The organism is Cyanobacterium sp. IPPAS B-1200 (assembly GCF_001747005.2).
Lineage (GTDB): Bacteria > Cyanobacteriota > Cyanobacteriia > Cyanobacteriales > Cyanobacteriaceae > Cyanobacterium.
On sequence record NZ_CP182899.1, the window covers coordinates 1,863,355 to 1,888,635 of the forward strand.

20 protein-coding genes are annotated in these 25,281 nt (G+C 39.3%); 13 read left to right on the forward strand and 7 right to left on the reverse strand.

Annotated elements, in window-relative coordinates:
- The first annotated feature begins 34 nt into the window (after positions 1-34).
- The 4 genes from A5482_RS08530 (at position 35) to A5482_RS08545 (ending at position 9,469) form a co-directional block, all read left to right on the forward strand.
- Positions 35-811, forward strand: a complete 777-nt coding sequence (locus A5482_RS08530) for a TatD family hydrolase (protein WP_069791222.1) — start codon at positions 35-37, stop codon at positions 809-811.
- 144 nt (positions 812-955) lie between these two features.
- Positions 956-4,219 carry a DNA-directed RNA polymerase subunit beta gene (gene rpoB, locus A5482_RS08535; RefSeq protein ID WP_069791221.1) on the forward strand — a complete coding sequence of 1,088 codons (3,264 nt, stop codon included), beginning with the start codon at positions 956-958 and terminating at the stop codon, positions 4,217-4,219.
- A gap of 168 nt (positions 4,220-4,387) precedes the next feature.
- Positions 4,388-8,251 carry a DNA-directed RNA polymerase subunit beta' gene (locus tag A5482_RS08540; protein ID WP_069791220.1) on the forward strand — a complete coding sequence of 1,288 codons (3,864 nt, stop codon included), beginning with the start codon at positions 4,388-4,390 and terminating at the stop codon, positions 8,249-8,251.
- A 192-nt stretch (positions 8,252-8,443) separates the two neighbouring features.
- Complete coding sequence (locus A5482_RS08545) at positions 8,444-9,469, forward strand: ABC transporter ATP-binding protein (RefSeq protein ID WP_069791219.1); 1,026 nt, start codon at positions 8,444-8,446, stop codon at positions 9,467-9,469.
- A 329-nt stretch (positions 9,470-9,798) separates the two neighbouring features.
- On the opposite strand, the gene A5482_RS08550 is transcribed toward A5482_RS08545, so the two are convergent.
- Both A5482_RS08550 and A5482_RS08555 read right to left on the reverse strand, forming a co-directional pair.
- Positions 9,799-11,382 carry an IS1634 family transposase gene (locus A5482_RS08550; RefSeq protein ID WP_446684753.1) on the reverse strand — a complete coding sequence of 528 codons (1,584 nt, stop codon included), beginning with the start codon at positions 11,380-11,382 and terminating at the stop codon, positions 9,799-9,801.
- A 119-nt stretch (positions 11,383-11,501) separates the two neighbouring features.
- Positions 11,502-12,449 (reverse strand): aldo/keto reductase, encoded by a 948-nt coding sequence (locus A5482_RS08555; RefSeq protein WP_201150053.1) that lies wholly within the window; start codon positions 12,447-12,449, stop codon positions 11,502-11,504.
- A gap of 137 nt (positions 12,450-12,586) precedes the next feature.
- Here A5482_RS08555 and ubiE point away from each other — a divergent pair, with 137 nt between their 5' ends.
- The 5 genes from ubiE (at position 12,587) to A5482_RS08580 (ending at position 17,336) form a co-directional block, all read left to right on the forward strand.
- Entirely contained in the window at positions 12,587-13,294 is a 708-nt protein-coding gene (gene ubiE / locus A5482_RS08560) for a bifunctional demethylmenaquinone methyltransferase/2-methoxy-6-polyprenyl-1,4-benzoquinol methylase UbiE (RefSeq protein ID WP_069790549.1), read from the forward strand.
- Between the two features lie 164 nt (positions 13,295-13,458).
- Entirely contained in the window at positions 13,459-14,694 is a 1,236-nt protein-coding gene (locus tag A5482_RS08565; RefSeq protein WP_069790548.1) for a DUF445 domain-containing protein, read from the forward strand.
- Positions 14,695-14,756: 62 nt separating this feature from the next.
- Positions 14,757-14,975 carry a regulatory protein SipA gene (gene sipA, locus A5482_RS08570; protein WP_069790547.1) on the forward strand — a complete coding sequence of 73 codons (219 nt, stop codon included), beginning with the start codon at positions 14,757-14,759 and terminating at the stop codon, positions 14,973-14,975.
- A gap of 259 nt (positions 14,976-15,234) precedes the next feature.
- A complete protein-coding gene (locus A5482_RS08575; protein ID WP_069790546.1) occupies positions 15,235-16,029 on the forward strand; it encodes a glutathione S-transferase in 795 nt (264 codons plus the stop codon).
- Positions 16,030-16,217: 188 nt separating this feature from the next.
- Positions 16,218-17,336 (forward strand): branched-chain amino acid ABC transporter permease, encoded by a 1,119-nt coding sequence (locus A5482_RS08580; RefSeq protein WP_069790545.1) that lies wholly within the window; start codon positions 16,218-16,220, stop codon positions 17,334-17,336.
- 58 nt (positions 17,337-17,394) lie between these two features.
- On the opposite strand, the gene aroF is transcribed toward A5482_RS08580, so the two are convergent.
- From aroF to rpsO, 3 genes are read right to left on the reverse strand one after another with little or no spacing between them, the layout of a single operon-like run.
- On the reverse strand, positions 17,395-18,453 hold the full coding sequence (aroF, locus tag A5482_RS08585; RefSeq protein ID WP_069790544.1) for a 3-deoxy-7-phosphoheptulonate synthase: 1,059 nt from the start codon (positions 18,451-18,453) through the stop codon (positions 17,395-17,397).
- Positions 18,454-18,501: 48 nt separating this feature from the next.
- Positions 18,502-19,002, reverse strand: a complete 501-nt coding sequence (locus tag A5482_RS08590; RefSeq protein ID WP_069790543.1) for a PAM68 family protein — start codon at positions 19,000-19,002, stop codon at positions 18,502-18,504.
- Positions 19,003-19,033: 31 nt separating this feature from the next.
- Positions 19,034-19,303 carry a 30S ribosomal protein S15 gene (gene rpsO, locus A5482_RS08595; RefSeq protein WP_069790542.1) on the reverse strand — a complete coding sequence of 90 codons (270 nt, stop codon included), beginning with the start codon at positions 19,301-19,303 and terminating at the stop codon, positions 19,034-19,036.
- Positions 19,304-19,506: 203 nt separating this feature from the next.
- On the opposite strand from rpsO, the gene lpxB reads away from it, so the two are divergent.
- On the forward strand, positions 19,507-20,679 hold the full coding sequence (gene lpxB, locus A5482_RS08600; protein WP_069790541.1) for a lipid-A-disaccharide synthase: 1,173 nt from the start codon (positions 19,507-19,509) through the stop codon (positions 20,677-20,679).
- A gap of 10 nt (positions 20,680-20,689) precedes the next feature.
- The gene (locus A5482_RS08605) at positions 20,690-21,538 is read left to right on the forward strand and encodes a hypothetical protein (protein ID WP_069790540.1); all 849 of its coding nucleotides are present in this window, start codon (positions 20,690-20,692) and stop codon (positions 21,536-21,538) included.
- A gap of 149 nt (positions 21,539-21,687) precedes the next feature.
- Here A5482_RS08605 and A5482_RS08610 read toward each other — a convergent pair whose 3' ends face one another.
- Together A5482_RS08610 and mutL are read right to left on the reverse strand one after the other, a co-directional pair.
- Positions 21,688-21,867, reverse strand: coding sequence for an NblA/ycf18 family protein (locus A5482_RS08610; protein WP_069790550.1), 180 nt, complete (start codon positions 21,865-21,867; stop codon positions 21,688-21,690).
- 360 nt (positions 21,868-22,227) lie between these two features.
- The gene (gene mutL / locus A5482_RS08615) at positions 22,228-23,895 is read right to left on the reverse strand and encodes a DNA mismatch repair endonuclease MutL (RefSeq protein WP_069790539.1); all 1,668 of its coding nucleotides are present in this window, start codon (positions 23,893-23,895) and stop codon (positions 22,228-22,230) included.
- A gap of 65 nt (positions 23,896-23,960) precedes the next feature.
- Between mutL and ndhO the strand changes: the two genes are divergently transcribed.
- A complete protein-coding gene (gene ndhO / locus A5482_RS08620; RefSeq protein ID WP_069790538.1) occupies positions 23,961-24,179 on the forward strand; it encodes an NAD(P)H-quinone oxidoreductase subunit O in 219 nt (72 codons plus the stop codon).
- 11 nt (positions 24,180-24,190) lie between these two features.
- The gene (gene mdh, locus A5482_RS08625) at positions 24,191-25,156 is read left to right on the forward strand and encodes a malate dehydrogenase (protein WP_069790537.1); all 966 of its coding nucleotides are present in this window, start codon (positions 24,191-24,193) and stop codon (positions 25,154-25,156) included.
- Positions 25,157-25,281: the final 125 nt, after the last annotated feature.

The window sequence follows — 25,281 nt, forward strand, 5'->3', positions numbered from 1 at the left end:
AAGAAATTAATCCCTGAAGTAAAAAAACAAGGTTATGCAATTAATAGATACCCATGTTCATGTCAATTTTGACAGATTCAAAGGGGATTTAGAAGAAGTTTCCCATCGTTGGCGAGAAAAAGGAGTAAGCAAATTAGTTCATTCCTGCGTCCATCCCGATGAATTTGAAACCATTAAAGAATTATCTTTACAATTTCCCGAAATGTATTGTGCGGTGGGCTTACATCCCCTAGATACCCGACGCTGGGAAGGGGAAACCACAGCCCAAAAAATTCTCGCCTTTGCCCAATCTTTCCCCAAAGTAGTAGCCATCGGTGAAATGGGGTTGGACTTTTATAAGGATGAGGAAAACGAACTACAAAAAGAAGTCTGTTGGCGACAACTAGAAATTGCCCATCAACTTGATAAACCAGTCATTATCCATTGTCGAGATGCCGCCATGGCAATGCGTCAGATACTGACCGAGTTTTTTGAGGCGAAAGGCAGAGTAAACGGGGTAATGCACTGTTGGACAGGAACCCCAGAAGAAACTCAGTGGTTTTTAGACCTAGGAATGTATGTTAGTTTTAGTGGTGTTGTCACCTTTAAAAAAGCCCATACCGTCCATGAGAGTGCCAAAATGGTACCTTCTGATCGCCTTTTAATTGAAACCGACTGTCCTTTCTTAGCCCCGACCCCCTATCGAGGTAAACGCAATGAGCCTTCCTACGTCCTCTATGTAGCCGAAAAACTCGCTGAGATTAGAAAAGAACCCCTAGAGGCGATCGCCTCTTACACCACCGCTAACGCCCATAAACTGTTCAAACTATAAACCTTTTTCCCGCAAAAACAAAGATAAAGGGTAAGGGAAAAGCCCAGATCAGCTAAAAAAAACGGCAAAAGAAGCGTTATGATGAATGAACGCTGTTTTTATTGCCCCATCGAAACACCAGAATCAAAAACCTGAAACCGACTTATGAGAACCCAAGAACTGTTACCCGATTTAATCGAAATTCAACGCTCTAGCTACAAATGGTTTTTAGAGCATGGCATTATTGAAGAACTCAACAGTTTTAGCCCGATTACCGACTATGCAGGAAAATTAGAGCTACAGTTTATCGGTGAGAAATATCGCCTCAAAGAGCCAAAATATAACATAGAAGAAGCAAAGAAAAGAGAAGCTAGTTACGAAGTTCAAATCTATGTTCCCACCCGTTTGATGAACAAAGAAACAGGGGACATCAAAGAACAAGAAGTATTTATTGGACAACTACCCCTCATGACAGACAGGGGTACATTTTTAATTAACGGTGCAGAAAGAGTCATCGTTAACCAAATCGTGCGATCGCCCGGGGTATATTTCAAATCAGAACTAGACAAAAACGGTAAAAGAACCTACTCCGCCTCCGTCATCCCCAACCGAGGAGCATGGTTAAAATTTGAAACCGACAAAAATGGAGTCGTATGGGTAAGAATCGACAAAACCCGTAAAATTACCGCCCAAGTGCTACTAAAAGCCATGGGCTTGAGCGATCGTGAAATTATGGATCGCTTCCGTCATGCCGACTTCTACCAAAGAACCATCGATAAGGAAACAAATCCTAGCACCGATGAAGCCCTCATGGAATTGTATCGTAAACTAAGACCAGGGGAACCTCCCACCGTCAGCGGTGGTCAAGCCCTCTTAGAAACCCGTTTCTTTGACCCCAAACGTTACGACTTGGGCAAAGTAGGCCGCTACAAAATGAATAAAAAACTACGGTTAAGCGTTCCCGAAAATATGCGGGTATTAACCATTGATGATATTCTTTCCACCGTCGATTACCTCATCAACCTAGAATTTGACATCGGCAGCACCGACGACATCGATCACCTCGGCAACCGTAGGGTAAGAAGTGTAGGGGAACTCTTACAAAACCAAATCCGAGTCGGTTTATCTCGCCTAGAGCGCATCATCAAAGAAAGAATGACCGTAGGAGACCCTAACACCCTTAGCCCCACCGCCCTAGTAAACCCCAAACCCCTGGCGGCCGCCATCAAAGAATTTTTTGGCTCATCCCAGTTATCTCAGTTTATGGATCAAACCAACCCCCTAGCGGAATTGACCCACAAACGTCGTATTTCTGCCCTAGGTCCTGGAGGTTTAAGCCGTGATAGAGCAGGGTTTGCTGTCCGTGACATTCACCCTAGCCACTACGGTCGTATTTGTCCTGTAGAAACTCCTGAAGGCCCTAACGCAGGTTTGATTGGCTCTTTGGCTACCTATGCCAAGGTCAATGAATACGGCTTTATTGCCACCCCCTATTACAAAGTAGAAAACGGTAAAGTGCGCTGGGACTTAACCCCCGAATACCTCACCGCTGACGAAGAAGACGATAAAAGAGTTGCTCCTGGAGATCTTTCCACCGATGAAGACGGTAAAATCTTGGGAGAAAGCGTACCTATTCGCTATCGTCAGGAATTTTCTACCACCAGTCCAGACCAAGTGGACTATGTAGCCGTATCCCCCGTGCAGATCGTATCCGTGGCTACCTCCATGATTCCTTTCCTAGAGCATGACGACGCTAACCGCGCCCTGATGGGATCCAACATGCAACGTCAAGCAGTACCTCTTTTACGTCCCGAGCGCCCCTTAGTCGGTACAGGATTAGAAGGACAAGCAGCCCGAGATTCGGGAATGGTAATCGTATCAAGGGATCACGGTATCATTAGCTATGTGGACTCCAAAACTATCAAATTAGTTACTAAAGAAGGGTTGGAAATCGTTTATAACTTACAGAAGTATGAGCGCTCCAACCAAGACACCTGTTTAAACCAACGCCCCTTAGTGGACGAAGGAGAAGAGGTGGTACCTGGTCAAGTATTGGCAGATGGTTCGGCTACCGAAGGGGGAGAACTTGCCCTCGGTCAGAATATCACCGTGGCTTATATGCCTTGGGAGGGTTACAACTACGAGGACGCAATTCTTATTAGTGAAAGATTAGTCCAAGAAGATGTTTACACCACCATTCACGTAGAGAAACACGACATCGAATCCCGTCAAACCAAATTAGGGCCAGAAGAAATTACCAGAGAAATTCCTAACGTGGGGGAAGATGCCCTTTCTAACCTTGACGAAAACGGTATTATTCGTGTGGGTGCATGGGTAGAAGCGGGAGATATTTTGGTAGGTAAAGTTACTCCTAAAGGAGAATCAGATCAACCCCCAGAAGAAAAGCTATTACGAGCGATTTTTGGTGAAAAAGCCAGAGACGTAAGAGATAACTCCCTCCGTTTACCCAACGGTGAAAGGGGAAGGGTCGTATATGTCCGTGTCTTTACCCGTGAACAAGGGGACGAGTTACCCCCCAACACCAACATGATTGTAAGGGTATATATCGCCGAAAAACGTAAAATCCAAGTAGGGGATAAAATGGCAGGGCGCCACGGTAACAAAGGGATTGTATCCCGCATCTTACCCAGAGAGGATATGCCCTATCTTCCTGATGGCAGCCCCGTGGACATTGTCCTTAACCCCCTCGGTGTACCTTCTCGGATGAACGTAGGACAAGTATTTGAGTGTCTTTTAGGTTGGGCTGGGGAACACCTAGGCTACCGCTTCAAGATGACTCCTTTCGATGAAATGTACGGGGAGGAAGCCTCTCGTAATACCGTTAATGGATTACTTCGTGATGCTGCCAAAAAACATAGTAAAGATTGGGTTTTTAACGAAAATCACCCTGGAAAAATCCAAGTTTATGATGGACGTACGGGAGAACCTTTTGATAACCCCGTTACCATTGGTAAAGCCTATATGTTGAAACTGGTTCACTTAGTACAGCATAAAATTCACGCTCGTTCTACTGGTCCTTACTCCCTCGTAACTCAACAACCTTTGGGCGGAAAAGCTCAACATGGTGGGCAAAGATTTGGAGAAATGGAGGTATGGGCATTAGAGGCTTATGGTGCGGCTTATACCCTACAGGAGTTGTTAACGGTTAAATCCGATGATATGCAGGGACGAAATGAGGCACTAAATGCGATCGTTAAGGGTAAATCGATTCCTCACCCCGGTACTCCTGAATCCTTCAAGGTACTACTTCGTGAGTTACAATCCCTCGGTTTAGATGTGTCTGTCCATAAGGTGATTGATGGCAGTGAACACGTGGAAATTGACCTGATGGATACTACCCAAAGGGCGCCAAAACGTCCTACCTATGAAAACCTTGCTAGTCTTGGGCAAGAGGATGATGAATATTAAACGCCATATCAATCGTTAATTTCTTTCGGAAGTAAGTAGAAGTTTTTAGGGGTAAACAGTTATTATCAAAAACAAAAAACCATGATAGTAACTTAATCCCCTCTCCATACTTCCCTTTGTCAAAGGTAAATCATAATACCCAATACCCATTACCAACCAATAAAGATGATGTCTCAAAATAAAGAACAAAGCAAAAAACCCCAAGTTTTCTATAACAGAATTATTGATAAAGGGGCTTTAAAGAAACTCATTGCCAAAACTTTTACTGAATTCGGTTCAGCCCGTTGTGCAGCGGTATGTGACCAGTTAAAAACCATGGGTTTTCATTATGCTACCCAAGCAGCGGTATCTATCAGTGTGGAAGATTTAAAAGTGCCTGATGCCAAGAAAATGATGTTGGCGGAGGCAGAAACCACTATTAAAACTACCATGAACCGTTATGCTAATGGGGAAATTACTGAAGTAGAGCGTTTCCAAAAGGTAATTGATACTTGGAATGATACTTCTGAATCTCTTAAAGATGAGGTGGTTCGTAACTTCCGTCAATCTGACCCCCTCAACTCCGTCTATATGATGGCGTTTTCTGGGGCAAGGGGTAACATTAGCCAAGTACGTCAGTTGGTGGGTATGAGGGGCTTGATGGCTGATCCTCAAGGGGAAATTATTGACTTACCTATTAAAACTAATTTCCGTGAAGGTTTGACCGTCACTGAGTACATTATTTCTTCCTATGGTGCGAGAAAAGGTCTTGTGGATACCGCGTTGCGTACCGCTGACTCTGGTTATCTTACCCGTCGTTTGGTGGATGTATCTCAGGATGTAATTATCCGTGAAACTGATTGTGGTACCCATAAAGGGGTGTGGATTGAACCCATGAAAGATGGCGATCGCACTTTAATCCCATTAGGTGATCGTCTCTTGGGTCGTGTATTAGCCGATGATGTGGTACATCCTATTACAGGGGAAGTTATTGCCCTACGCAACCAGTCTATTGACCAAGACTTGGCGAAACTTATCGGTAAAACCGTTGAGAAAGTAAAAGTAAGATCTCCTCTTACCTGCGAAACTGCTCGTTCTGTGTGTCAAAAATGTTACGGTTGGTCTTTAGCTCACGGACAATGGGTAAATATGGGTGAGGCCATCGGTATTATTGCTGCTCAGTCTATCGGTGAACCTGGTACCCAGCTTACCATGCGTACCTTCCACACTGGGGGTGTATTTACTGGGGAAGTTGCCCAGCGTATCATCAGCCCTGTGGCAGGAAAAGTTAAATTTGATAAAAAATTAAAAGTAAGGGAAAATCGTACCCGTCACGGTGACCAAAAACTCTTGGTAGAGGTTAACGGTAACTTAATCATCGGTGATCAAAAAGTTCTGGTACCTGTGAACAGTTTACTGGCGGTGCGCGAAGGAGATGAAGTTATCCAAGAGCAACTCCTAGCCGAAGTAATGCCCCAGAAAACTCGCTCCACCGAGAGAGTTACTAAAGACGTAGCCTCTGACCTTGCAGGGGAGGTAATTTTCCAAGAAGTAGATCCCCTCACCACCACCGACAGACAGGGCAACAACACCATCACAGCGTCCCGTAACGGCTTGATTTGGGTACTCTCTGGGGAAGTTTATAACCTTCCTCCTAATGCTGAACCTGTCGTTAAAAACGGTGAAAAAATCAAGAAAAACTCCGTGTTAGCCGAAAGTAAGCTAAAAACTAAGAGTGGTGGAGTGTGTCGCCTCGAAGAAGGTAGTCGGGAAATTGAAATTATTACCGCTTCCGTGTCCCTAGATCAAGCTGATATATTCCTAGAACACCATGGCAATCAACAACAGTATGTAATTCATACCCCTAGGGGCGATCGCTTCTCCCTCAAAGTCAGCCCTGGCACCAAAGTTCAAAATAACCAAATCGTAGCCGAATTAATTGACGATACCTTCACCACCGAAACAGGGGGTATCATGCGTTATGCAGGACTAGAAACTGGTCGTGGGAACAAAAAACAGGGGTATGAGGTAACCACCGAAGGAACTCTTATTTGGATTCCTGAAGAAAGTCACGAAATTAACAAAGACATCTCCTTGTTGATGGTGGAAGATGGACAGTATGTAGAAGCAGGTACAGAAGTTGTAAAAGACGTATTCTGTCAATCTAGTGGTATTGTCGAAGTAATTCAAAAGAACGACATTTTAAGGGAAATTATCATCAAACCAGGTAAGCTATACATGGACTTAGATCCTGAACATATGGCAACCCTAGAGGATGGCACCATTCTTGCCCCTGGTACCGAAATCATGGCTGGAATCACCACCGAAGATGAATGTATCAGTGAATTTGTTGATACTAACGAAGGGGTGGGTTTATTACTACGCCCCATGAAACAGTATGAAGTAATTAACACCACCCAATCTCCTTCCCAAGAATCCTTGAACAGTGCAGGGGGCAAAATTAACCTTCGTCCCGTACTACGTACCTTCTTCAAAGATGGGGAAAGGGTGAAAAGTGTTGAAGGGGTACAGTTAGTTACCACTCAATTAGTTCTTGAAACCACCGAAGGCATGAGTGCCGACATTGAATTAATCGAAGACGAAAATAATGAAGATTGTTCTCGCTTACAAATCGTCGTCCTCGAATCTGTTATGCTACGTCGTGAGCTAGAAACAGAGCCTAACATCGTTACCACCGTAACCGTCACCGATGGGCAAGAAATTATGCCGGGGGATGTAGTTGCAACCACTCAAATTCTGTGTCAAGAAAACGGTATTATTCGTGGTATCCGTGAAGGGGTTGAGGCTATTCGTCGTATTCTTGTGGTTAGAGAAAATGACATCGTCGAAATTGAAACCGAAGGTGCATTACTCAAAAAAGAAGGAGACTTTGTCACCCAAGGAGATCTTCTTGCGGAGGGAGTCAAAGCTCCTGATTCTGGCTATGTCATGGAAACCGAAGGTAACAAAATTAGTTTACGCCATGCCCGTCCATACCGTGTTTCTACGGGAGCAATTTTACACATTGAACAGGGTGACTTAGTTCAAAGGGGTGATAACCTTGTACTATTGGTATTTGAAAGGGCAAAAACTGGGGACATCGTCCAAGGTTTACCGAGAATTGAAGAATTGCTAGAAGCCCGTAAACCCAAAGAACCAGCCATTCTTGCCCGTCGTCCTGGGGTGTGTCAGGTAGAGTATAAGGATGACGAGGCGATCGATGTCAAAGTCATTGAAGATGATGGCACTATTTCTGAGTATTCCTTAGGGCCTAACCAAAATATTATCGTAGGTGATGATCAAAGGGTTAATACAGGGGATTCCTTGTCCGATGGTTTAATTAGCCCTCACGAATTGTTAGAAGTCTTTTACGACTACTACAAGGAGCATATGGGAGCCTATGATGCGGCGCTAGGTGCTATGCAAAAAGCTCAGTTGTTCTTGGTTAACCAGATTCAAGGGGTTTATCAATCTCAGGGCATTGATATTTCTGATAAACACATCGAGGTGATTGTACGTCAGATGACTTCTAAGGTTCACATTGATGATGGTGGCGATAGTATTCGTTTACCTGGGGAGTTGGTAGAGTTGCGCGACATTGAAAAAGATAATGAAACTTTATCTCTTACTGGTGGCGCTCCTATTGAATATACTCCTAAGTTGATGGGTATTACTAAGTCTAGTTTGAATACTGATAGTTTCATCTCGGCGGCTAGTTTCCAAGAAACCACAAGGGTATTAACTGAGGCGGCTATCGAAGGTAAGTCTGACTGGTTAAGAGGTTTGAAAGAAAACGTGATTATCGGTCGTTTGATTCCTGCTGGTACAGGGTTTAACGCCTATGATGAAAATCTTGACTGGGAAGATACTGAGGTAGGTGCTGGTAATTCTAATTACCTTGGCATTGATGATGTTAGTGCGGAGTATGAGGAACAAAATTATATTATTCCTGACTCTGAGGATGTCATTATTGATGATAAAACTGCTAGAGTGTTATCTCCTGAGGATGCCATTCTGGATGATGATTTGATTGATGATAATTATCAAAGTTAGTCTTCTACTCTGTTCCCCCATGTCGTAAACTAAAAAATAAATAGTTTTGGGCATGGGATGGGGCTTTTTGAGAGCTTAATTTGTTCTATAGAAGCCCGTTGTCCATCTATATCAAGATTTATGAGCAGGAATTATCACCCATCATCATATTTGATGGTGTGAGTAGTAAAACTATCTATTCATTCAAGTGTCATGAAAAATATAGTCGAAATTAAAAAACTACGAAAAAGCTACGGCAAGATAGAGGCTGTTAAAGATATTTCTTTTTCGGTGCAAAGTGGAGAAATTTTCGGCTTATTAGGACCTAATGGAGCAGGAAAAACCACCACTATCCGTTGTCTGACTACCCTTGCACAACCCGATGGGGGTGAGATAAAAGTAGATGGTATCTGTGCTATAAAGCAACCTAAGCAGGTGCGTCAAAAGTTGGGTTATGTGGCACAGGAAGTGGCTATTGATAAGATGTTGACGGGGAAGGAGTTGTTGCAGTTGCAGTCGGCTTTGTATCATATTCCCCCAAAAATTGCTTCCCAACGCATTGAGCAATTATTAGATTTGTTAGATTTACAGGAATATAGCGATCGCAAAAGTGGCACTTATTCTGGGGGTATTCGTAAAAGGTTAGACTTGGCTTCTGGATTGTTACACCAACCCCAAGTATTGATTTTGGATGAACCTTCGGTGGGCTTGGACATTGAAAGTCGCATGATTGTTTGGGAGTTTTTAAAGGCTCTCAAAAAGGCTGGTACGACTGTATTAATTACCAGTCATTATTTAGAGGAAGTTGATGCTTTAGCCGATCGCCTTGCTATTATTGATAAAGGCGTAGTTATAGCCGAGGGTACTCCTTCTAGTTTAAAGGATAGGATAGGGGGCGATCGTATTACCCTGCGCATCAAAGAGTTTTTACCCACCAAGGAAGCTGAAGAAAGTAAAACAAAATTAGCCCAACTTCCCTTCGTTAAAGAAATTATTATCAACCAAGCCCAAGGCAACTCCCTTAATCTTGTGGTTGCCCCCAACAGTAACCCCATTAGTAAGATTGAAAATACCCTTAAGGAAATGGATTTACCCTTATTTAGTATTAGCCAATCAAGGCCTAGTCTTGATGATGTTTATCTGGCCGCTACAGGGCGCACTCTCCTTGATGCGGAAATGGAAGCCGTCACCAAACGAGATTTAAAAGCAGAAAAAAAACAAGCAATGAAAAATAACTAGGGTTCTTTGTCATTTTATCTTGCATATTGTCATCATAAATCAACACAGAAAAAATAGACTTATCTTATCAGATTAGCTATCTTTACTATTCTACTTTTTCAGCAGTATCCGACTTTCCGCACTTCATTTTGTCACAAATAAAGCGACATAAAGAAGATGAGCTATTTGTAATGGTTTGAGTAAAAATTATCTTTAATGTCTTTTTCTCTGCTATTTTACTCTTGGACTATTTCTATATTTTCCCACCACAAACCTATGCCATCAATTTTTTTATTTTATGTTGTAATGGCTCTTATTTTTGTTGATGTTTTCCTAACTATCAAGGTTTTTTATTGATAATATTCACGACATTTTGCTGGTAAATATTCTAATATTTCTTCTCTATCTTTATTCATATTCACGATTCTTTCTTCTTCATTTATTTTTGCCAGATAGATTCCTTGAAAGCATTGGAATATCCATCTCATTGTTACTTTTTCTGTTCTTTTTCCTAATTGGTTTCTCAATCCTACTTTTCTTCTTTTTAATTCTTTTCTCATTTCTCTTTGAGCTAGGTTATATATCAATAAGCTCAAGGACATTAACCATAATATCCCTTCCAACCTCTCCACCTTTTTTACATAAAAACTCTCGGTAAAAAATAAGGGATTCTTTAAAAATCTAAATCCTCTTTCTACTTTTTGTTGTTGTTTATATTCCCATAGTATTTCCCATGGTTTTAATCTTTCTTCCTCCATTACATTGGTTGCTAAGATAAATCTTCCTGCTTGATTTTTCTTTTTTTCTATTTCTTCTTCCTTCTCTCTTACCACTACACTTACTTCATATTTTCCTTTCTCTTGCTTTCTAATGTCTTCTATCTCTAACTCATAATATTTAAACCTTTTATTCTTTTTCTTTATTTCTCGTTCACATTCTTTGTTATCGCACCACAATTTTCTAGATATTTTCTTTTTCTCTTTTTCTACTTCCTCTTTTTCTAGGGGAATTGCTTTTTTTATTTTTTTTAGATCGCTTTCTTTTCTTTTTTTATTTTCTACTACTAACCATCTCTGGTTTATTCCCCCATAGTTTTCCTTGATTACTTTCCATTCATAACCTCTTTCTTTCAATTCTTGTTCTTGCTCATTTTCTATCTCTGTCCATAATATTTCTTCGTTTTCTACTAATTCTCTCCCTTTTTTTACTGTTAATGGCACTCTTGTTATCCATTTCATTTCCCCTAGTAATTGGATATTCTCTTGACTATATAAGGCACTATCACATACTGTTATACTCTCTGTTTCTATACTTTTCTTATACTCTTTTACTATCTTGACAAATTCTTTTTTATCACTTTGATTTCCCTGTCCTGATTTCATCCATAATGGTATTTCTCCGTCCCCTGATACTATTAAATTTAATACACATTGTTTTAAATCTGGACGATTATCTTTTGAATACCCATGACATATTTTGATGGTTTTTCTATTTTCTTCTTCCTCATTTTCATATTTACCATCCACATGAAATGATGTGGAGTCTAAGTGGTGATAATTACTTTTTATTTGATATTTTTTTATTACTTCTATGACTATTTCTATGAACAAATTACTTAGTCCATATTCGTATAGTTCATCTAAACTTCTCCCTAATTTGTCATCATTTAAGTATTCTTTTTTTACTTCTTTTCCTAGTAATTTTTCTATTGCTTTGTCGTTAAAAAACTCTGAAAATAGGTACAATGGCTGAGACACAAAACCCAAGGCATTGAGAATCATTGCCTTGACTACTAATCCTTTACTAATTTTTTCTGTAGCATAGGATGGTAGTTTTTGGTTTACAATCTCTACAATGCCTACCTCGTCTACTATTCCAGCTATTATACCTAAATGATCAATATTTTCTATTTCAATGTTTATTGATTCATACATTTTCCTAGACTTATCATTACTCTATTAAAACTAATTTACTCTATTCCACTTCATCTTTTTTATCACTTTTTTTGTAGTATTCTTGCTTTTTCTTGAACTATGCGGAAGGTCGGCAGTATTTAAGTAGTTTGAAAGATATTTTGGATCATTTTTCTATCTAAATTAAGGGCAATTTTTTCTAATTCTTGTACTTCTTTATTTGTCAAACGCCATCCCAAGGCTCCAATATTTTCTTGGGCTTGTTGAAAGTTTTTTGCCCCTGGAATAGGTATAGTACCTTGACAAATGCACCAGTTTATGGCGACCTGTGCCATGGTTTTGCCATTTTTAAGGGCGATCGCATTTAGCCGATCCAAAAGAGGTTGAATACTGGGCAACAAACGCTTAAATAAGAACCTTCGAGAGCCTTTGGGCAAGGGAGCATCTAAACTATATTTCCCAGTCAACAAACCCAACGTAAGGGGGCTATAAGCAATAATTTTAATGTCCAACTCCTTACACAAATCCTTTAAGCCTAGATCAGAAATAGCATAGGTAGAAAGCAAAGAATACTGTACTTGTAACGTGCTAATTTTTACCCCTTGCCCTTGGAAAAACTGATGCGCTTTGAGTAAATTATCAGGCCCATAATTGGACAGACCGATCGCCCTTACCTTACCCTGATGATATAACCTCGCCAAACCTTCTAAAAGAGGCTTTTCCTGCCATGGAAAATACTTCGTTGGGGGCCAATGTAACTGTACCAAATCGACGGGTTTTTGGAGTCTTTGAGCCGATTTTTCACAGGCTTTTACCATAGATTGAGGAGTTAAACGCCAAGGATATACCGCTAGTTTAGTGGCGATCGCAATTTCTTCCTGATGCTCCCCCCTATACTGTGTAGCAAACTGCCCCAAAAGAGACTCACTGCGCCCGCTAAACTTCCCCGTGCCATAGGAATCCCCCGTATCAAACCAAGTCACCCCCTGCGACACCATCAAATTAAAAACCCGTTGCAACTCCCCATCCATATCAGGAGTATAACCCCACAAAAATTGATTTCCCCATGCCCAAGTGCCACAACCCATCACCGACAAAGATAAACCTTCAGCCACCTCAATCCTCGACTCTACAAAACCCAAAACAATACCTCCTTCGAAACTAATCAAAAATCGATACACTAGATTGAATGATACTCAAAAAGCCTTCAAAATAAAAAAACTCCATGACAGCATCAGAAAAACCCACCGACAAAGAAATTCAAACCATCTTTAACAATATAGCCCCCATTTACGACCAAATGAACAATTGGCTTAGTTTTGGGGTTCATCATATCTGGAAAAAAATGGCAGTAAAATGGAGTGAAGCAAAACCCCATCATCAGGGCTTAGATCTTTGTTGTGGTACAGGTGATCTTACCTTTCTTTTGGCAAAACAAATCACCCATGGGGAAGTCTATGGGGTTGATTTTTCCCCTCAACTCCTTGCCGTTGCCCAAGAAAAACAACAACAAAAGCCCCTAATCGATAATATAACTTGGTTAGAAAGTGACGTGTTAACTCTTCCCTTTAATGATAATACCTTTGACTGTGCCACCATGGGTTATGGACTGAGAAACGTTGTTAATATACCCTTTGCCCTCCAAGAAATTTACCGAGTTTTAAAACCTAATTCAAAAATAGCTATCCTCGACTTTCATCGCCCCTCCGACTCCCTACTTGCCCAAGCCCAAAAATGGTACCTAGATAATATTGTTGTTAATATGGCTCAATATTTTGGCTCTACCGCTGAATATGCCTATATTAATCCCAGTTTAGATCGATTTCCCTGTGGTGAAGAACAAATAAAATTAGGAAAAAAAGCAGGATTTCACTCCGTCGTCCATTACCCCCTAGCGGGTGGTATAATGGGAGTCTTAGTATTAACAAAGTAATTGATAAAACTTTTATTTAAAAAGTCAAAAAATTAAATTAATTTAGGTAGGGTGCATAAGTCCCTTGTGAGAATTATTTAACTATCAAAACTATAATTAATTTTGCAAATCTATTTATTTAGGTAATAAAAAAAGCAAGAAAAAACAGTTACCAAAAAAAATTAATGTTTTTAGGATTTAATAACTGGTGGCAATATGTAGTCCCCCCCGCTGCAGGGGCAATAATAGGCTATTTTACCAATGATTTAGCCATAAATATGCTATTTCGTCCCTATCGCCCCGTATATATTTTCAAAAAAAGACTTCCTTTTACTCCTGGTTTAATTCCTCGAAATCAAGAGAGATTAGCCAAAAGGGTTTCAGATACCATTATGGGTTCATTATTAACTCCTTCTGAGTTACAAAATTTAGCCAAAAGATTATTGCAAACAGAACGAGTTGAAGGGGCAATCACGTGGTTATTACAACTAGCTTTAAAACAAATTAAAGAGGATAAAGATAACAAAACCTCTCGTATTTTGGCTGATGTTTTAAGAGATTTATTTGGAGAATCTTTTCCTAAATTATTAAGAGCTTTGGCAAGAAAAGAGGATTTTTTTCAGGCTCAAATTGACCAGATTTTTGACCGTATCTTATTAGAGTTTACTTTAACGGATACTCAAGCAAAACAGTTGTCTGATTGGTTATTGAAGGCTGTTTTTTCCCCTGATTTTTTACGAGAAAACTTAATCAATTTTCTTACTGATAGAAATATCACAGTTATTGATGAAGGATTTAGGGAAAAAACTAGCGGTACTTATTGGGTAGTGGCTAATTTATTTGGGATTAAAAATACTTTACAACGTCTGAGGGCTTTTTGTATTGAAGAAAAAGAAACGGCAAATTTAAGAATCAAAGAAATATTATTATCTTTAGAAGTTAGAACTCGTTTAAGGGAGTTTTTCTTGAGTTTGTCTTTGCAAAATTTACCTGTATCAACGGTTAGGCAATTAAGAGAAACTACGGGAAAAATTGTTAGGCAATATATTCAAGAGAAAGGGGTTGATTTTTTACAGAATTTTAGCTCTTCTATTGACTGGGATAAGGTATCTATTTTAATTATTAGTCGTCTTCAATCTTCTACGGTTGTTACTACGTCTTTGGGCGCTGTCAGTAAAGAGTTGGCTCTAATTTTAGAGCGATATTTAGAGGAAGATTTAGAGAAAATTGTAACCCAAGCAATTCCTATTTTAGCTATTGATCAGGTTATTATTGAACGTATTAAGGATACCTCTCCCGAACAATTAGAAGATGCTACCCAGTCTATCGTTAAAAATGAGTTACAGGCGATCGTTAATTTGGGAGGAATTTTAGGATTTTTTATTGGAGCTTTACAGACTGTTATTTTATTTTTAAATTGATTATTACTTAACCTGTTTAAAGATCAAATTAACAAGATAACAATATATTTTATAGGCAAAAAATGGACAAATTATTAAAAGTTGGGGACAAAATTAGGGTAATAAAATTACCTCCATATCTAAAAACAGCGGAACCAATGCCCATGTTAAAATCAGCTTCAGAAATTGCTATGGGGGAAGAAGGAGTTATTTTATCTCCCAAACCGAGGGGATATTGGGCCATTCGTTTTACTCAAAAAGCTTTTTTACTGGAAAGTCAATATTTTGAGAAAGTGGAATAATGAAATTTTATTTCCTTATTAAAAAAGGATTTCCTCAATAAAGGCTAAAAGATAACTTCTAGCTTGGGAATCTTAAACACAAATAAATACATTAACCTCTGTCAATTGTATGATGATTTGATCAATAAGTTGGGTTTTTCGTCTTAAAATCCCTCAGTAAGTAGGTAGATGTGGTGACGGGAGAATATCACTACAACCTGAATTAAAAAAAACAAGTTAAAGTATAGATGTTAAGTTTTATGAAGACTGAGGTCGGTTTATGTTAGAACTATATCAATTTGAATTATCGCAATTTTCTGAAAAAATACGTTTAGTATTAGATTACAAGGGGTTGGAGTACAAAAAAATAGAAGTTACCCCCGGTATCGGGCAGTTAGAGGTTTTCAAAATTTCTGGACAAAGACAAGTGCCTGTTTTAAAAGATGGTGACACGGTAATTAGTGACTCTACAGAAATCGCTTTATATTTGGATCGTAAATATCCTGAAAAACCCCTTATTCCTACTGATGCGGTAGCTAGGGGACAATGTTTATTAATGGAAGAATGGGCGGATGAGTCTTTAGGTTTGAAGGGGCGTAAGACTTTCTTGGGGGCGCTTAATAGGTATCAAAATTTCCGTACTTCTTTTTTACCTACGGATACCCCTGATTTATTGAAAAGTTTTGTGGGTGCTATCCCTGGTGACCTTTTAGGGGCAATTGGTCACGATATGTTTAAGGAAGCCGAAAGAGGTTTGAAACAGGATTTAGAAGCCCTTAGTTTAATTTTACAAAATCAACCTTATCTAGCAGGTGATGAGCCTAGTTTGGCGGATTTAACGGTGGCTGCCCTTAGCACTATTATTAAATTCCCGGAGGTTGCTTATTATGATGTACCTATGGATATTACTGGCAAGGGTATTCCTGGTTTAGCAGATAATAGTGCCTATGAGCCTTTCTTTACCTGGCGCGATCGCCTTTATGCCCAGTATCGTCAACCTTTAGATAACTCTAACCGCAATAATGGCAATGGTAGTGGGGATAATAGCACACCTACTTCCATCGAAATCGAATAATTAATCCATTAAAGGGCGCACTACAACGCCCTTTTTTTAATGAGACTAGATTTTAGTTGCTGTAGTCTTAATCAAATATCTCTTATTCACCATAGATTTTTAGGCATACTAACTATTTTTCTACTATACTCTAAAAGATTTTAAGATAAAAGATTAGTGATAAAAATGGTGGAGGCTAAACATTTTTAATGGTTCAATACCTTGTTTTCTTGACAATTTCCACGGGTTTATATGCCCTTTTCGCCCTCGGATTAAATTTACAATGGGGCTTTACGGGGTTAATTAATTTTGGTCATGTAGCATTTATGACCATTGGTGCTTACACTACTGTTTTATTAAGCCTTCAGGGAGTACCCATTTTTCTCTCCGTCATCATTGGCATTGCAGGCGCTTCAATACTAGGTTTATTAATGGGGGCTTCCACCCTCAGACTACGAGAAGATTATCTTGCCATTGTCACCATTGGGGTGGCTGAATTTCTCCGTTTAGTAGCACAAAATGAAGAATGGTTAACTAAGGGGAATTTTGGTATTCAGAGTTATCCTTTACCCTTTGGCTCTTTTCAACCTAATTTTGCGGGAAGGTTAATGATGATTTTGATTTTAACTATCTTAGCTATTTTCGTGATTTGGCGTTTATTTATTAACTTAAAACAACAGTTGAAAGGGGGAAAAGAAGTACAGGGAAAAAGTTTTCAATATTCCAAGACTAGGGATGTTTATATCAAAGGATTTATTACTTTTTTGTTACTTCTAATTACTTATATAAACGGAGTTATTGCTCTTTATAACTACACTTATAAATCAGGATTAATGTTATTAATATTAATAGCATTAGGAGCGGTTTATTATGGATTAGATTTATTAGTTCATTCCCCTTGGGGTAGAGTTTTAAAGGCAATTAGAGAAGATGAAGAAATACCCAAGGCTCTAGGGAAAAATGTTTTTTGGTACAAATTACAATCCTTCATGTTGGGAGGGGGAATTGCTGGTTTAGCGGGTTCTTTTTATGCTTGGCAATTCACCACCATTTATCCTAGTAGTTTTGAATCTTTGATTACTTTTAATGCTTGGATTATTATTGTGGTAGGGGGCGCTGGAAATAATGCAGGCACTATATTAGGGGCGGTTATTTTTTGGGCTTATGAATCTTTAACTAGATTTATTTCTGATAATTATGATTTTATTACTACCGCTCAATTAAGTTCTTTAAGAATGATGATTATTGGTTTAGTTTTAATGGTATTAATTGTCTCAAGACCCCAAGGAATTTTAGGAAAAAAAGGCGAATTATCTTTAGGAAAATAGCCACAAAAAACCCCCCAGAAAAAAGGGGGGAAAATATTTTTATTTATGTGAAAAAAATCTAGGCGAGGGCGGGAACCGCTTCTTCCCAACGTCCTACGGCTTTACCGAAAACTGCTAATTCTTTAACCAAAGCATCGAAAGCATCGGGGGTTAAAGATTGAGGCCCATCGGATAGGGCTTTGGCAGGGTTGGGGTGTACTTCAATCATTAAGGAATCGGTACCTGCGGCGATCGCACCTTTTGCCATAGCAGGAACATACTCAGACTTACCAGTACCATGACTAGGATCAATCATAATAGGTAAGTGAGTTAGAGTTCTCAACACAGGTAAAACAGATAAATCTAACACATTACGGGCATAAGAGCGATCGAAAGTACGAATACCACGCTCACACAAAATCACATTAGGATTACCCGCCGCCAAAATGTATTCCGCCGCCATCAACCACTCATCAATGGTGGCAGACATACCCCTTTTCAAGAGTACAGGCTTAGGTTGAGCACCTACTTTTTTGAGGAGAGAGAAATTTTGCATATTTCTTGCCCCAATTTGTACCACGTCTGCATACTCAGAAATTACATCTAAATCTGCGGTATCCATAACTTCGGTAATAATACCCAAACCACTAGCATCTCTAGCTGCGGCTAACAATTCGAGCGCACTTTCACCATGACCTTGAAACGCATAAGGAGAAGTTCGAGGCTTGTATGCACCACCCCGTAAAAACTTAGCTCCCGCCGCCTTGACTCTAATCGCCGTTTCCACGATCATCTCTTCATTTTCAACGGAGCAAGGCCCTGCTACGATAGCGATAGGATTATCTCTACCAATAGCTATATCTCCATTAGGAGTGGAAACAACAACCTCACTGGGTTGTCCATGATGATATTCTAAACTAGCGCGTTTGAAAGGTTTTTCAACTCTCAAAACACTCTCAATCCAAGGACTAACTTCTTGAATTTGTTCACGGTTAAGGGATGCGGTTTCGCCTACTAAACCAATAATCACCTTAGTTTGTCCCACGATTTTTTCTGGTGTTAAACCCCATGATCCCAATTCCTCGCTTACACGGGTAATTTCGGGTTCAGGAGTACCCACTTTCATTACAACGATCATAATCAATATACCTATTTATTCAATGGTCAACTGTCAATCAAACATTGATCAGTCTTTTAATTTATTTTTGGCTTCTCTGGCTTCTTGTCTGGCGGTACGCCAAGCGGACAACATTCTACCAACGTTGACAGAAACCTGCTCTGTACCCAACAAACTACCAACTTTCCCCTCATCCCATGAAGTGGAGAAAATGCCATAACTCAAACCTAACACACCTAACCCAAATAAGCCCAAACTGACTAATAAGACAGCGGTGTTAGGTACTTTTAACCACTCTTGAGTGACAACTAAATAGAACACAAAAAAGGAAGATATACCTAATCCAGTGGGAATCCCACTAAAAATCGCCATTCTCCGAACCATTCTTTTACTCACTTCTTCGGGAATTTCTTTCAAAGATGCTTCTTGTTTTTTGTTCCTTTTTACAGTCTCTTTGGTAGGCTTGACACTGCTTTGAGGTTTGTTATCAGTAGGGGGTTTTTTCTCTACTTTTTCTTTTTTGCTCTTTGGCTCGAAGGGTAATGGTTTTCTTTCTGAAGGAGATGGCATAGTTAATATATTTCTCTTTTAATTCCTATTTTTAACCACGAATACCTAATTTTTTGATTAAATCTTGGTATCCTTGGGGATCTTTTCTCTTGATATATCCTAACAAACGTTTCCGTTTACCAATGATTTTTAGAAGACCACGACGGGAGGAATGATCTTTTTTATTAACCTTTAAATGTTCGGTTAATTGGGTAATTCTGGAGCTTAGAAGGGCAACTTGTAAACTAGAAGATCCTGTATCGGTTTCATGGGCTTGAAATTGACCGATGATTTCTTGTTTTTTCTCTTGGGTTAAACTCATTTTTCCTAATATTTTTGAAACTGCAACCTACAATTATATCATAATCAAGGGAACAGGGAACGGGCAATGGGGAATAGTTCAGGTATTAGGTTTTAGGTAAAGTTATCTTGTTTCGGGCAATGTATGGTTTTCTTTATCACCTTACAATTATAAGCTATTCAACTAATGTAAAATCAATGGTGTTTTAGGAATTTTTTTAGGTTATGCGCATATTTATCAGTACGGGGGAAGTGTCGGGGGATTTACAGGGGGGGATTTTGACCGAGTCTTTGTTACGGTTGGGTAAGTCTTTGGGGATGGAGATGGAGATAAGCGGTTTGGGGGGGCAAAAAATGGCTCAGGCGGGGGTAAATTTGATTGGGGATACCACGGCCATTGGCTCGGTGGGTTTGTTAGAATCTCTACCTTTTATTATTCCTACTTGGCGGGTACAACGGTTGGCAAAAAAACATTTGCGGGAAAATTTGCCTGATGTGGTGGTGTTGATTGATTATTTAGGGCCTAATTTAACTATAGGTTCTTTTTTGAAGGAAAATTTTCCTGAGATTCCTGTTATTTGGTACATTGCCCCTCAGTTTTGGGTATGGACTCCCATGGAACAAAATGTTAATCAATTAGTCAGTGTGACTGATAGGCTATTGGCTATTTTTCCTGAAGAGGCAAAGTTTTACGAGGAAAAGGGGGTTTCGAGTATCTATGTGGGTCATCCTTTGGTGGAAAAGTTTACGGATAATCTTTCTCGAGATGAGGCTAGAAGTAGGATAGGGCTTAAATCTGACGAAAGGGCGATCGCCCTTATCCCTGCATCGAGAAAACAGGAGTTAAAATATCTTTTACCTGTGATGCTAGAAACAGCCCAAGAAGTTCAAAACCAAGTAGAGAAAGTTAAATTCTTTTTGCCTGTTTCCCTACCCCAATATCGTCCTCAGATAGAGTCGATGATTAATAAATCGGGGTTAGATATTACCCTCTATGATGGGGATAGTTTGGAGCTATTTCCTGCCCTTGATTTAGCCATTACTAAGTCTGGCACAGTAAATTTAGAATTAGCTTTATTAAAAATTCCGCAGGTGGTGATTTATAAAGTAAATCCTTTTACTATTTGGGTAGGTAGAACATTTTTAAAATTTTCTATTCCTCACATGTCCATGGCAAACTTAGTTTTGATGGAAGATATTGTACCTGAATTGTTACAAGAAGAAGCGACTGTCAGTAATATTGTTCAAGAATCCCTTGATTTATTACTAAATGGCGATCGCCAAAAACTTCTACAAACTAACTATCAAAGAATCATCGACAGCTTAAACCAATACAATCCAAACATATCAGCCACCCAAAGAGTCGCCCAAGAAATTATTAACATTACCAAAAAATAACCAACATACCATGCTAAAAACTATCAAATATCCATTCCTCATCATCCTCAGCACAAGCCTATTACTACCAGGCTGTGACTTAGAAAACAACGTCAATCAAACCACTAACCCCCCAGAAGAAGAAACCATCACCGAAACCCCCAATACCTCCGAAACACCCCTTCTTGTGGATAACTCACAGTTAAACCTACAAACTTCGGGGCAAGGAATTTTTGAATTAGAAAACAGAGAAGCAGTCGAAATTACCGCCGTTTCCTTCACCATGGCAGACGACAATACCAGTGAAATCATCATCACCCTCGCCGACAATCGCACCATGGAATTTGCAGGGGAAACCCAACAAGATAATGATTCTATTATCACCTCCCTCACCAACTCAGGCATGGCAGACGCCGAGGGGTACTTAATAATGCAATATCAAGACAACGCCATAACCATGTTACAAGGGGATGGTGTCCTCGATTCTCAGGCATTTTCTATCAGTTTTGGGGAAAATAAATATGCTAACCCCCAAGAAAATCAACCCTCCGAATACATACCCTTTTATCAACAACAAGGCAGAGGAATATTCACCCTTGAAGGAAGAGAAAATGAGAATATATCTTCCGTGATGGTGCAAATTAATGAAGAGAATCAAGCGACCATCGGAATTTCTCTAAGGAATGATACAATTTTTAACTTTCGTGGCGAAGTCTCTCACCAAGACGCTTACACCATTAACATCCAACTAACCTCATCGGGAATGGCGGATGCAGAAGGCTTATTGAAACTAGAATATGGGGCGAATAATTCTATTAACAATTTAATGGCAAACGGTAAATTAGACGGACAACCATTCTTAATTAACTTTAGTAAATAAGATAAATTTTGAGAATAATAACTGTAGTATGGACAATGACTAACTTATTGTTTTTTGATTAGAAAAAAACCCCAACATCCCCAGCTTTTTTCACTACCTGAAACCAGCAAGAGAAGGAGGTGTATGAAACACAAATTAATCAATTGCAATTACTCTAAACCCCATTGGTGCTTGAGTACATCCTTATACATATTTTCCCTAACAAGCATTTGTTCATAGAGTTTGATTAAAAAATCTCTAGCTTGTTCCCTACTCATTTGAGAGACTTGACTTTCAAATGAACGTAAATTAAACTCTTGTTCTAGGGATAGTTGTGCTTTTTGGTTCATAACTTTCATACACTCCTTTATTTTGTGATAATTATGCCTAAATAAGTAAGCATTTATCAGAACGAATAACTACCCCCATCATAGCAATAGGATTCTGAAAATAAATGCTCATTCTGAACAATAAGTACTTATACTCATGCTGTTTTTGGACATATGAGTTACTCTTAAACATTCACAACCTTTTATGAATAAGGATTTAACCTCAATACACTAGAAGTAGAATCTCGTAAAGAATTTTTATTAAAACTTTACAAAAACAGATGATCTGTTACACAATTTTCAGGAAAATGAGTAATTCTCAAAATTTAATTCTTTAATTTTTAACTACCCTCATGACTTCACTTTTTTGTCAAACCCTAACTAGATGCCGTGGCTTTTGCCCAATACCCAATGACGGCGGAAAAAGCGATATAGGGATGATTCTTCTAAGGATAGATAAATAGGGCGTCCGTGAGGGCAAGTGTGGGGGTTTCTCGTCATTTTCCATGTATCAACGATGTCTTGCATCTGATTAATAGTCAATTTTGTACCGTTACGAATGGCACTGCGACAGGCAACAGCAACCATGGCACTATCGACATCAGCACCCCAACTCAACTCCATAAGAGCGTCTTGGGTGTCATCTCTTTGGGCTAACATCTCAGGAATATTACGCACTGCCCACAAATTCTCCCCAAAACTTTCAATGTCTAATTGTAGGTTAATTAATTGTTCAAGTTGTTTGGGTAAAAGGTTTTCGAGGATAATGGGTTGAGGGAGGGGAATTAGTTGCCAGTTATCTTGTAATTGTTCGTATAGTATTCTTTCATGGGCGATATGTTGTTCTATTAACCACATTCCTTGGCTATGTTCAGTTACTATATAGGTGTTTCTTGATTGGGCAATTACTTGTAAATCGATTAAGCCAAGAGCTTTTTCTTGGGGTTGTTTTATTTCTTGTTTTTCGATTTGATAAAGGGTTTGATTTTCGGCTACTTTAAAAATATTTTCGACTCTTTTATTTTCTATTTGTTGATTAATGTTATTGTCAGTTATTCTAAAAATATTGTTAATGGCTGATTTAATTTGCTCTTGCCAAAAGTCAATATTATGTAGATAAATTTCTGCTTTGGCAGGGTGTCGATTCCAGTCTATTTGTTGCGGAGAAGTTCTGAGATGGATAAAAATAACGGGAAAACGATCGCGCCCTAGGGTACGATGAAAAGCTGAATAGATTGCTGATTCTAGTTCAGGAGATTTTACTACTCTGCCATTTAATCCTATTTTAACCCAATCTGGACGAGGGCGAGAAAGGCGATCGGGTAATCCGAGGACTATATCAAGGGAAGAATTATTATTTTCAGTGGGAGTATTTACTGTTATTTGTTGATAAGTTAGATCGTTATAGTTAATAGTTTTAGAAAGTTGAGAAAATACTTTTTTTATTTGTTCATTTCCATTAATATAGAGCATCAATTTATCATCTACAAATAGTTGCCAAGTTACATGGGGATGACAGAGGGCAAGTTGCCCAATTAAGATTTGAATTTGTTTTATTTGTTGTTTAAAAGGGGGTGTTGCCTGACGACGGAGAAGGATATTTCTAAAAAGATTTTCTACCGTGATGATGGTGCCTGGGGCGATCGCAACGGGAGTAATAGTACTACAATGATTATCATGGCAAAAAACTTGATAACCACAATCATCCGCCACCCGACTAGCAATTTTTACATCCGCTAACTGGGCGATGCTATGTAAAGCCTCCCCCCGAAAACCAAGGGTATTGATGTGGTGTAAATCCTTGGTATCCCTTATCTTGCTAGTGGTGTGGGCTTGGGTACAAAGTAACAAATCATCCCTATCCATACCTTTGCCATTATCCGCCACCTGAATCATCCACAACTCAGGCTTAAGACTGATAACAATACGCCCAGCCCCCGCATCCAAACTATTTTCTGCCAACTCCCTTACCACCGCCGTCAAGGAGTCTATCACCTCCCCCGCTGCAATTAATTTTATGACATCGATAGGAAGTTTTTGGATTAGCATAATTTAGCAATTGTTTCTTGGTATATTGATAGTCAGTAATTATCAAATATAAAAAAGAATATAGTATGGCAGGTAAAATAAAAAAAGGAACCTACGTTAAAGCCGTCAGAGAAAAACTAGAAAACAGTCTCGAAGCCAAAGCCAGTGATAGCCGTTTTCCTAGCTACATATTTGAAAGCAAAGGAGAAATCCTTGACTTAAACGATGAATATGCCCTAGTAAAATTTTACACCCCTACCCCTAACGTTTGGTTTCGTCTCGATCACTTAGAGATAGTAGAATAGAAAATAATACCATGGCAGAATCCATCTATCTCTCATCCTGCAACAAACTAGCCAAGGTTTCCATTATCGGTGCGGGAAATGTGGGGCGTACCCTTGCCCAACGACTCATCGAAAGAAATTTGGCAGACGTTTGTTTACTCGATATTGTCGAAGGTTTGCCCCAAGGCATTGCCCTTGATTTAACTGAAGCCCAAGGTTTACAGTATCACCACTGCGAAATCATGGGGACTAACGACTATGCAGATACCAAAGACTCCGATATTGTAGTTATTACCGCAGGAATTGCCCGAAAACCGGGGATGAATCGAGATGATTTATTAAAGATAAATGCCAAAATAGTCATCGAAGCCACTCAAAAATCTCTCCATTATTCCCCCAATGCAGTTTATGTGGTGGTGACAAATCCTCTGGATGTAATGACTTATCTTGTCTGGAAAACCAGTGATTTACCTTTCCACAAAGTGATGGGTATGGCAGGGGTGTTGGATTCTGCAAGGCTAGAAACCTTTATCGCTTTTGAATTGGGGGTATCTATCCACGATGTGCAAGGAATGGTATTGGGGGGGCATGGAGATTTGATGTTACCCATTCCTCGATATTGCACTGTGAGTGGTATTCCCATTACAGAGTTATTACCACCAGAAACCATTGATAAATTAATTCAACGCACAAGGGATGGGGGTGCCGAAATTGTCCGCCTTCTCAAGACGGGTAGTGCTTATTATGCCCCTGCTTCCTCAGCTTGTTATATGATTGAGTCCATTTTGTTTAATCAGTCTCGGTTATTAACGGCGGCGGCTTATTTACAGGGGGAATATGGTTTAAAAGATTTATTTTTGGGTGTACCTTGTCGGGTGGGTAGTAAGGGTATTGAGCAAATTTTGGAAATTAATTTAACCCCCCAAGAGAAAGAGATTTTGCAAAAGTCTGGTAAATTTGTTCGTGATAGTATTAATATCGCTTTAGAGTTTTTGTAACTAATCCATTCCCTATTTCCCTTTCCCATCAATAGGGATAACTGATTGAACTATTTTTCAAGAAAAAGCGTCAAATATAGTGAATTGTTGTAAAATGACTTGTTAACCTCAAGCACTCATCGATA

What these genes read in the sequence shown, in the direction of transcription:
- A5482_RS08605 (WP_069790540.1), top strand. Translation starts at nt 20,690, where the DNA reads ATGCTAAAAACTATCAAATATCCATTCCTCATCATCCTCAGCACAAGC.
- mdh (WP_069790537.1), top strand. Translation starts at nt 24,191, where the DNA reads ATGGCAGAATCCATCTATCTCTCATCCTGCAACAAACTAGCCAAGGTT.
- A5482_RS08530 (WP_069791222.1), top strand. Translation starts at nt 35, where the DNA reads ATGCAATTAATAGATACCCATGTTCATGTCAATTTTGACAGATTCAAA.
- lpxB (WP_069790541.1), top strand. Translation starts at nt 19,507, where the DNA reads ATGCGCATATTTATCAGTACGGGGGAAGTGTCGGGGGATTTACAGGGG.
- A5482_RS08555 (WP_201150053.1), bottom strand. Translation starts at nt 12,449, where the DNA reads ATGGGTTGTGGCACTTGGGCATGGGGAAATCAATTTTTGTGGGGTTAT.
- aroF (WP_069790544.1), bottom strand. Translation starts at nt 18,453, where the DNA reads ATGATCGTTGTAATGAAAGTGGGTACTCCTGAACCCGAAATTACCCGT.
- A5482_RS08575 (WP_069790546.1), top strand. Translation starts at nt 15,235, where the DNA reads ATGTTAGAACTATATCAATTTGAATTATCGCAATTTTCTGAAAAAATA.
- A5482_RS08545 (WP_069791219.1), top strand. Translation starts at nt 8,444, where the DNA reads ATGAAAAATATAGTCGAAATTAAAAAACTACGAAAAAGCTACGGCAAG.
- A5482_RS08565 (WP_069790548.1), top strand. Translation starts at nt 13,459, where the DNA reads ATGTTTTTAGGATTTAATAACTGGTGGCAATATGTAGTCCCCCCCGCT.
- mutL (WP_069790539.1), bottom strand. Translation starts at nt 23,895, where the DNA reads ATGCTAATCCAAAAACTTCCTATCGATGTCATAAAATTAATTGCAGCG.
- ndhO (WP_069790538.1), top strand. Translation starts at nt 23,961, where the DNA reads ATGGCAGGTAAAATAAAAAAAGGAACCTACGTTAAAGCCGTCAGAGAA.
- rpsO (WP_069790542.1), bottom strand. Translation starts at nt 19,303, where the DNA reads ATGAGTTTAACCCAAGAGAAAAAACAAGAAATCATCGGTCAATTTCAA.
- sipA (WP_069790547.1), top strand. Translation starts at nt 14,757, where the DNA reads ATGGACAAATTATTAAAAGTTGGGGACAAAATTAGGGTAATAAAATTA.
- A5482_RS08610 (WP_069790550.1), bottom strand. Translation starts at nt 21,867, where the DNA reads ATGAACCAAAAAGCACAACTATCCCTAGAACAAGAGTTTAATTTACGT.
- ubiE (WP_069790549.1), top strand. Translation starts at nt 12,587, where the DNA reads ATGACAGCATCAGAAAAACCCACCGACAAAGAAATTCAAACCATCTTT.
- A5482_RS08590 (WP_069790543.1), bottom strand. Translation starts at nt 19,002, where the DNA reads ATGCCATCTCCTTCAGAAAGAAAACCATTACCCTTCGAGCCAAAGAGC.
- A5482_RS08550 (WP_446684753.1), bottom strand. Translation starts at nt 11,382, where the DNA reads ATGTATGAATCAATAAACATTGAAATAGAAAATATTGATCATTTAGGT.
- A5482_RS08580 (WP_069790545.1), top strand. Translation starts at nt 16,218, where the DNA reads ATGGTTCAATACCTTGTTTTCTTGACAATTTCCACGGGTTTATATGCC.
- rpoB (WP_069791221.1), top strand. Translation starts at nt 956, where the DNA reads ATGAGAACCCAAGAACTGTTACCCGATTTAATCGAAATTCAACGCTCT.
- A5482_RS08540 (WP_069791220.1), top strand. Translation starts at nt 4,388, where the DNA reads ATGTCTCAAAATAAAGAACAAAGCAAAAAACCCCAAGTTTTCTATAAC.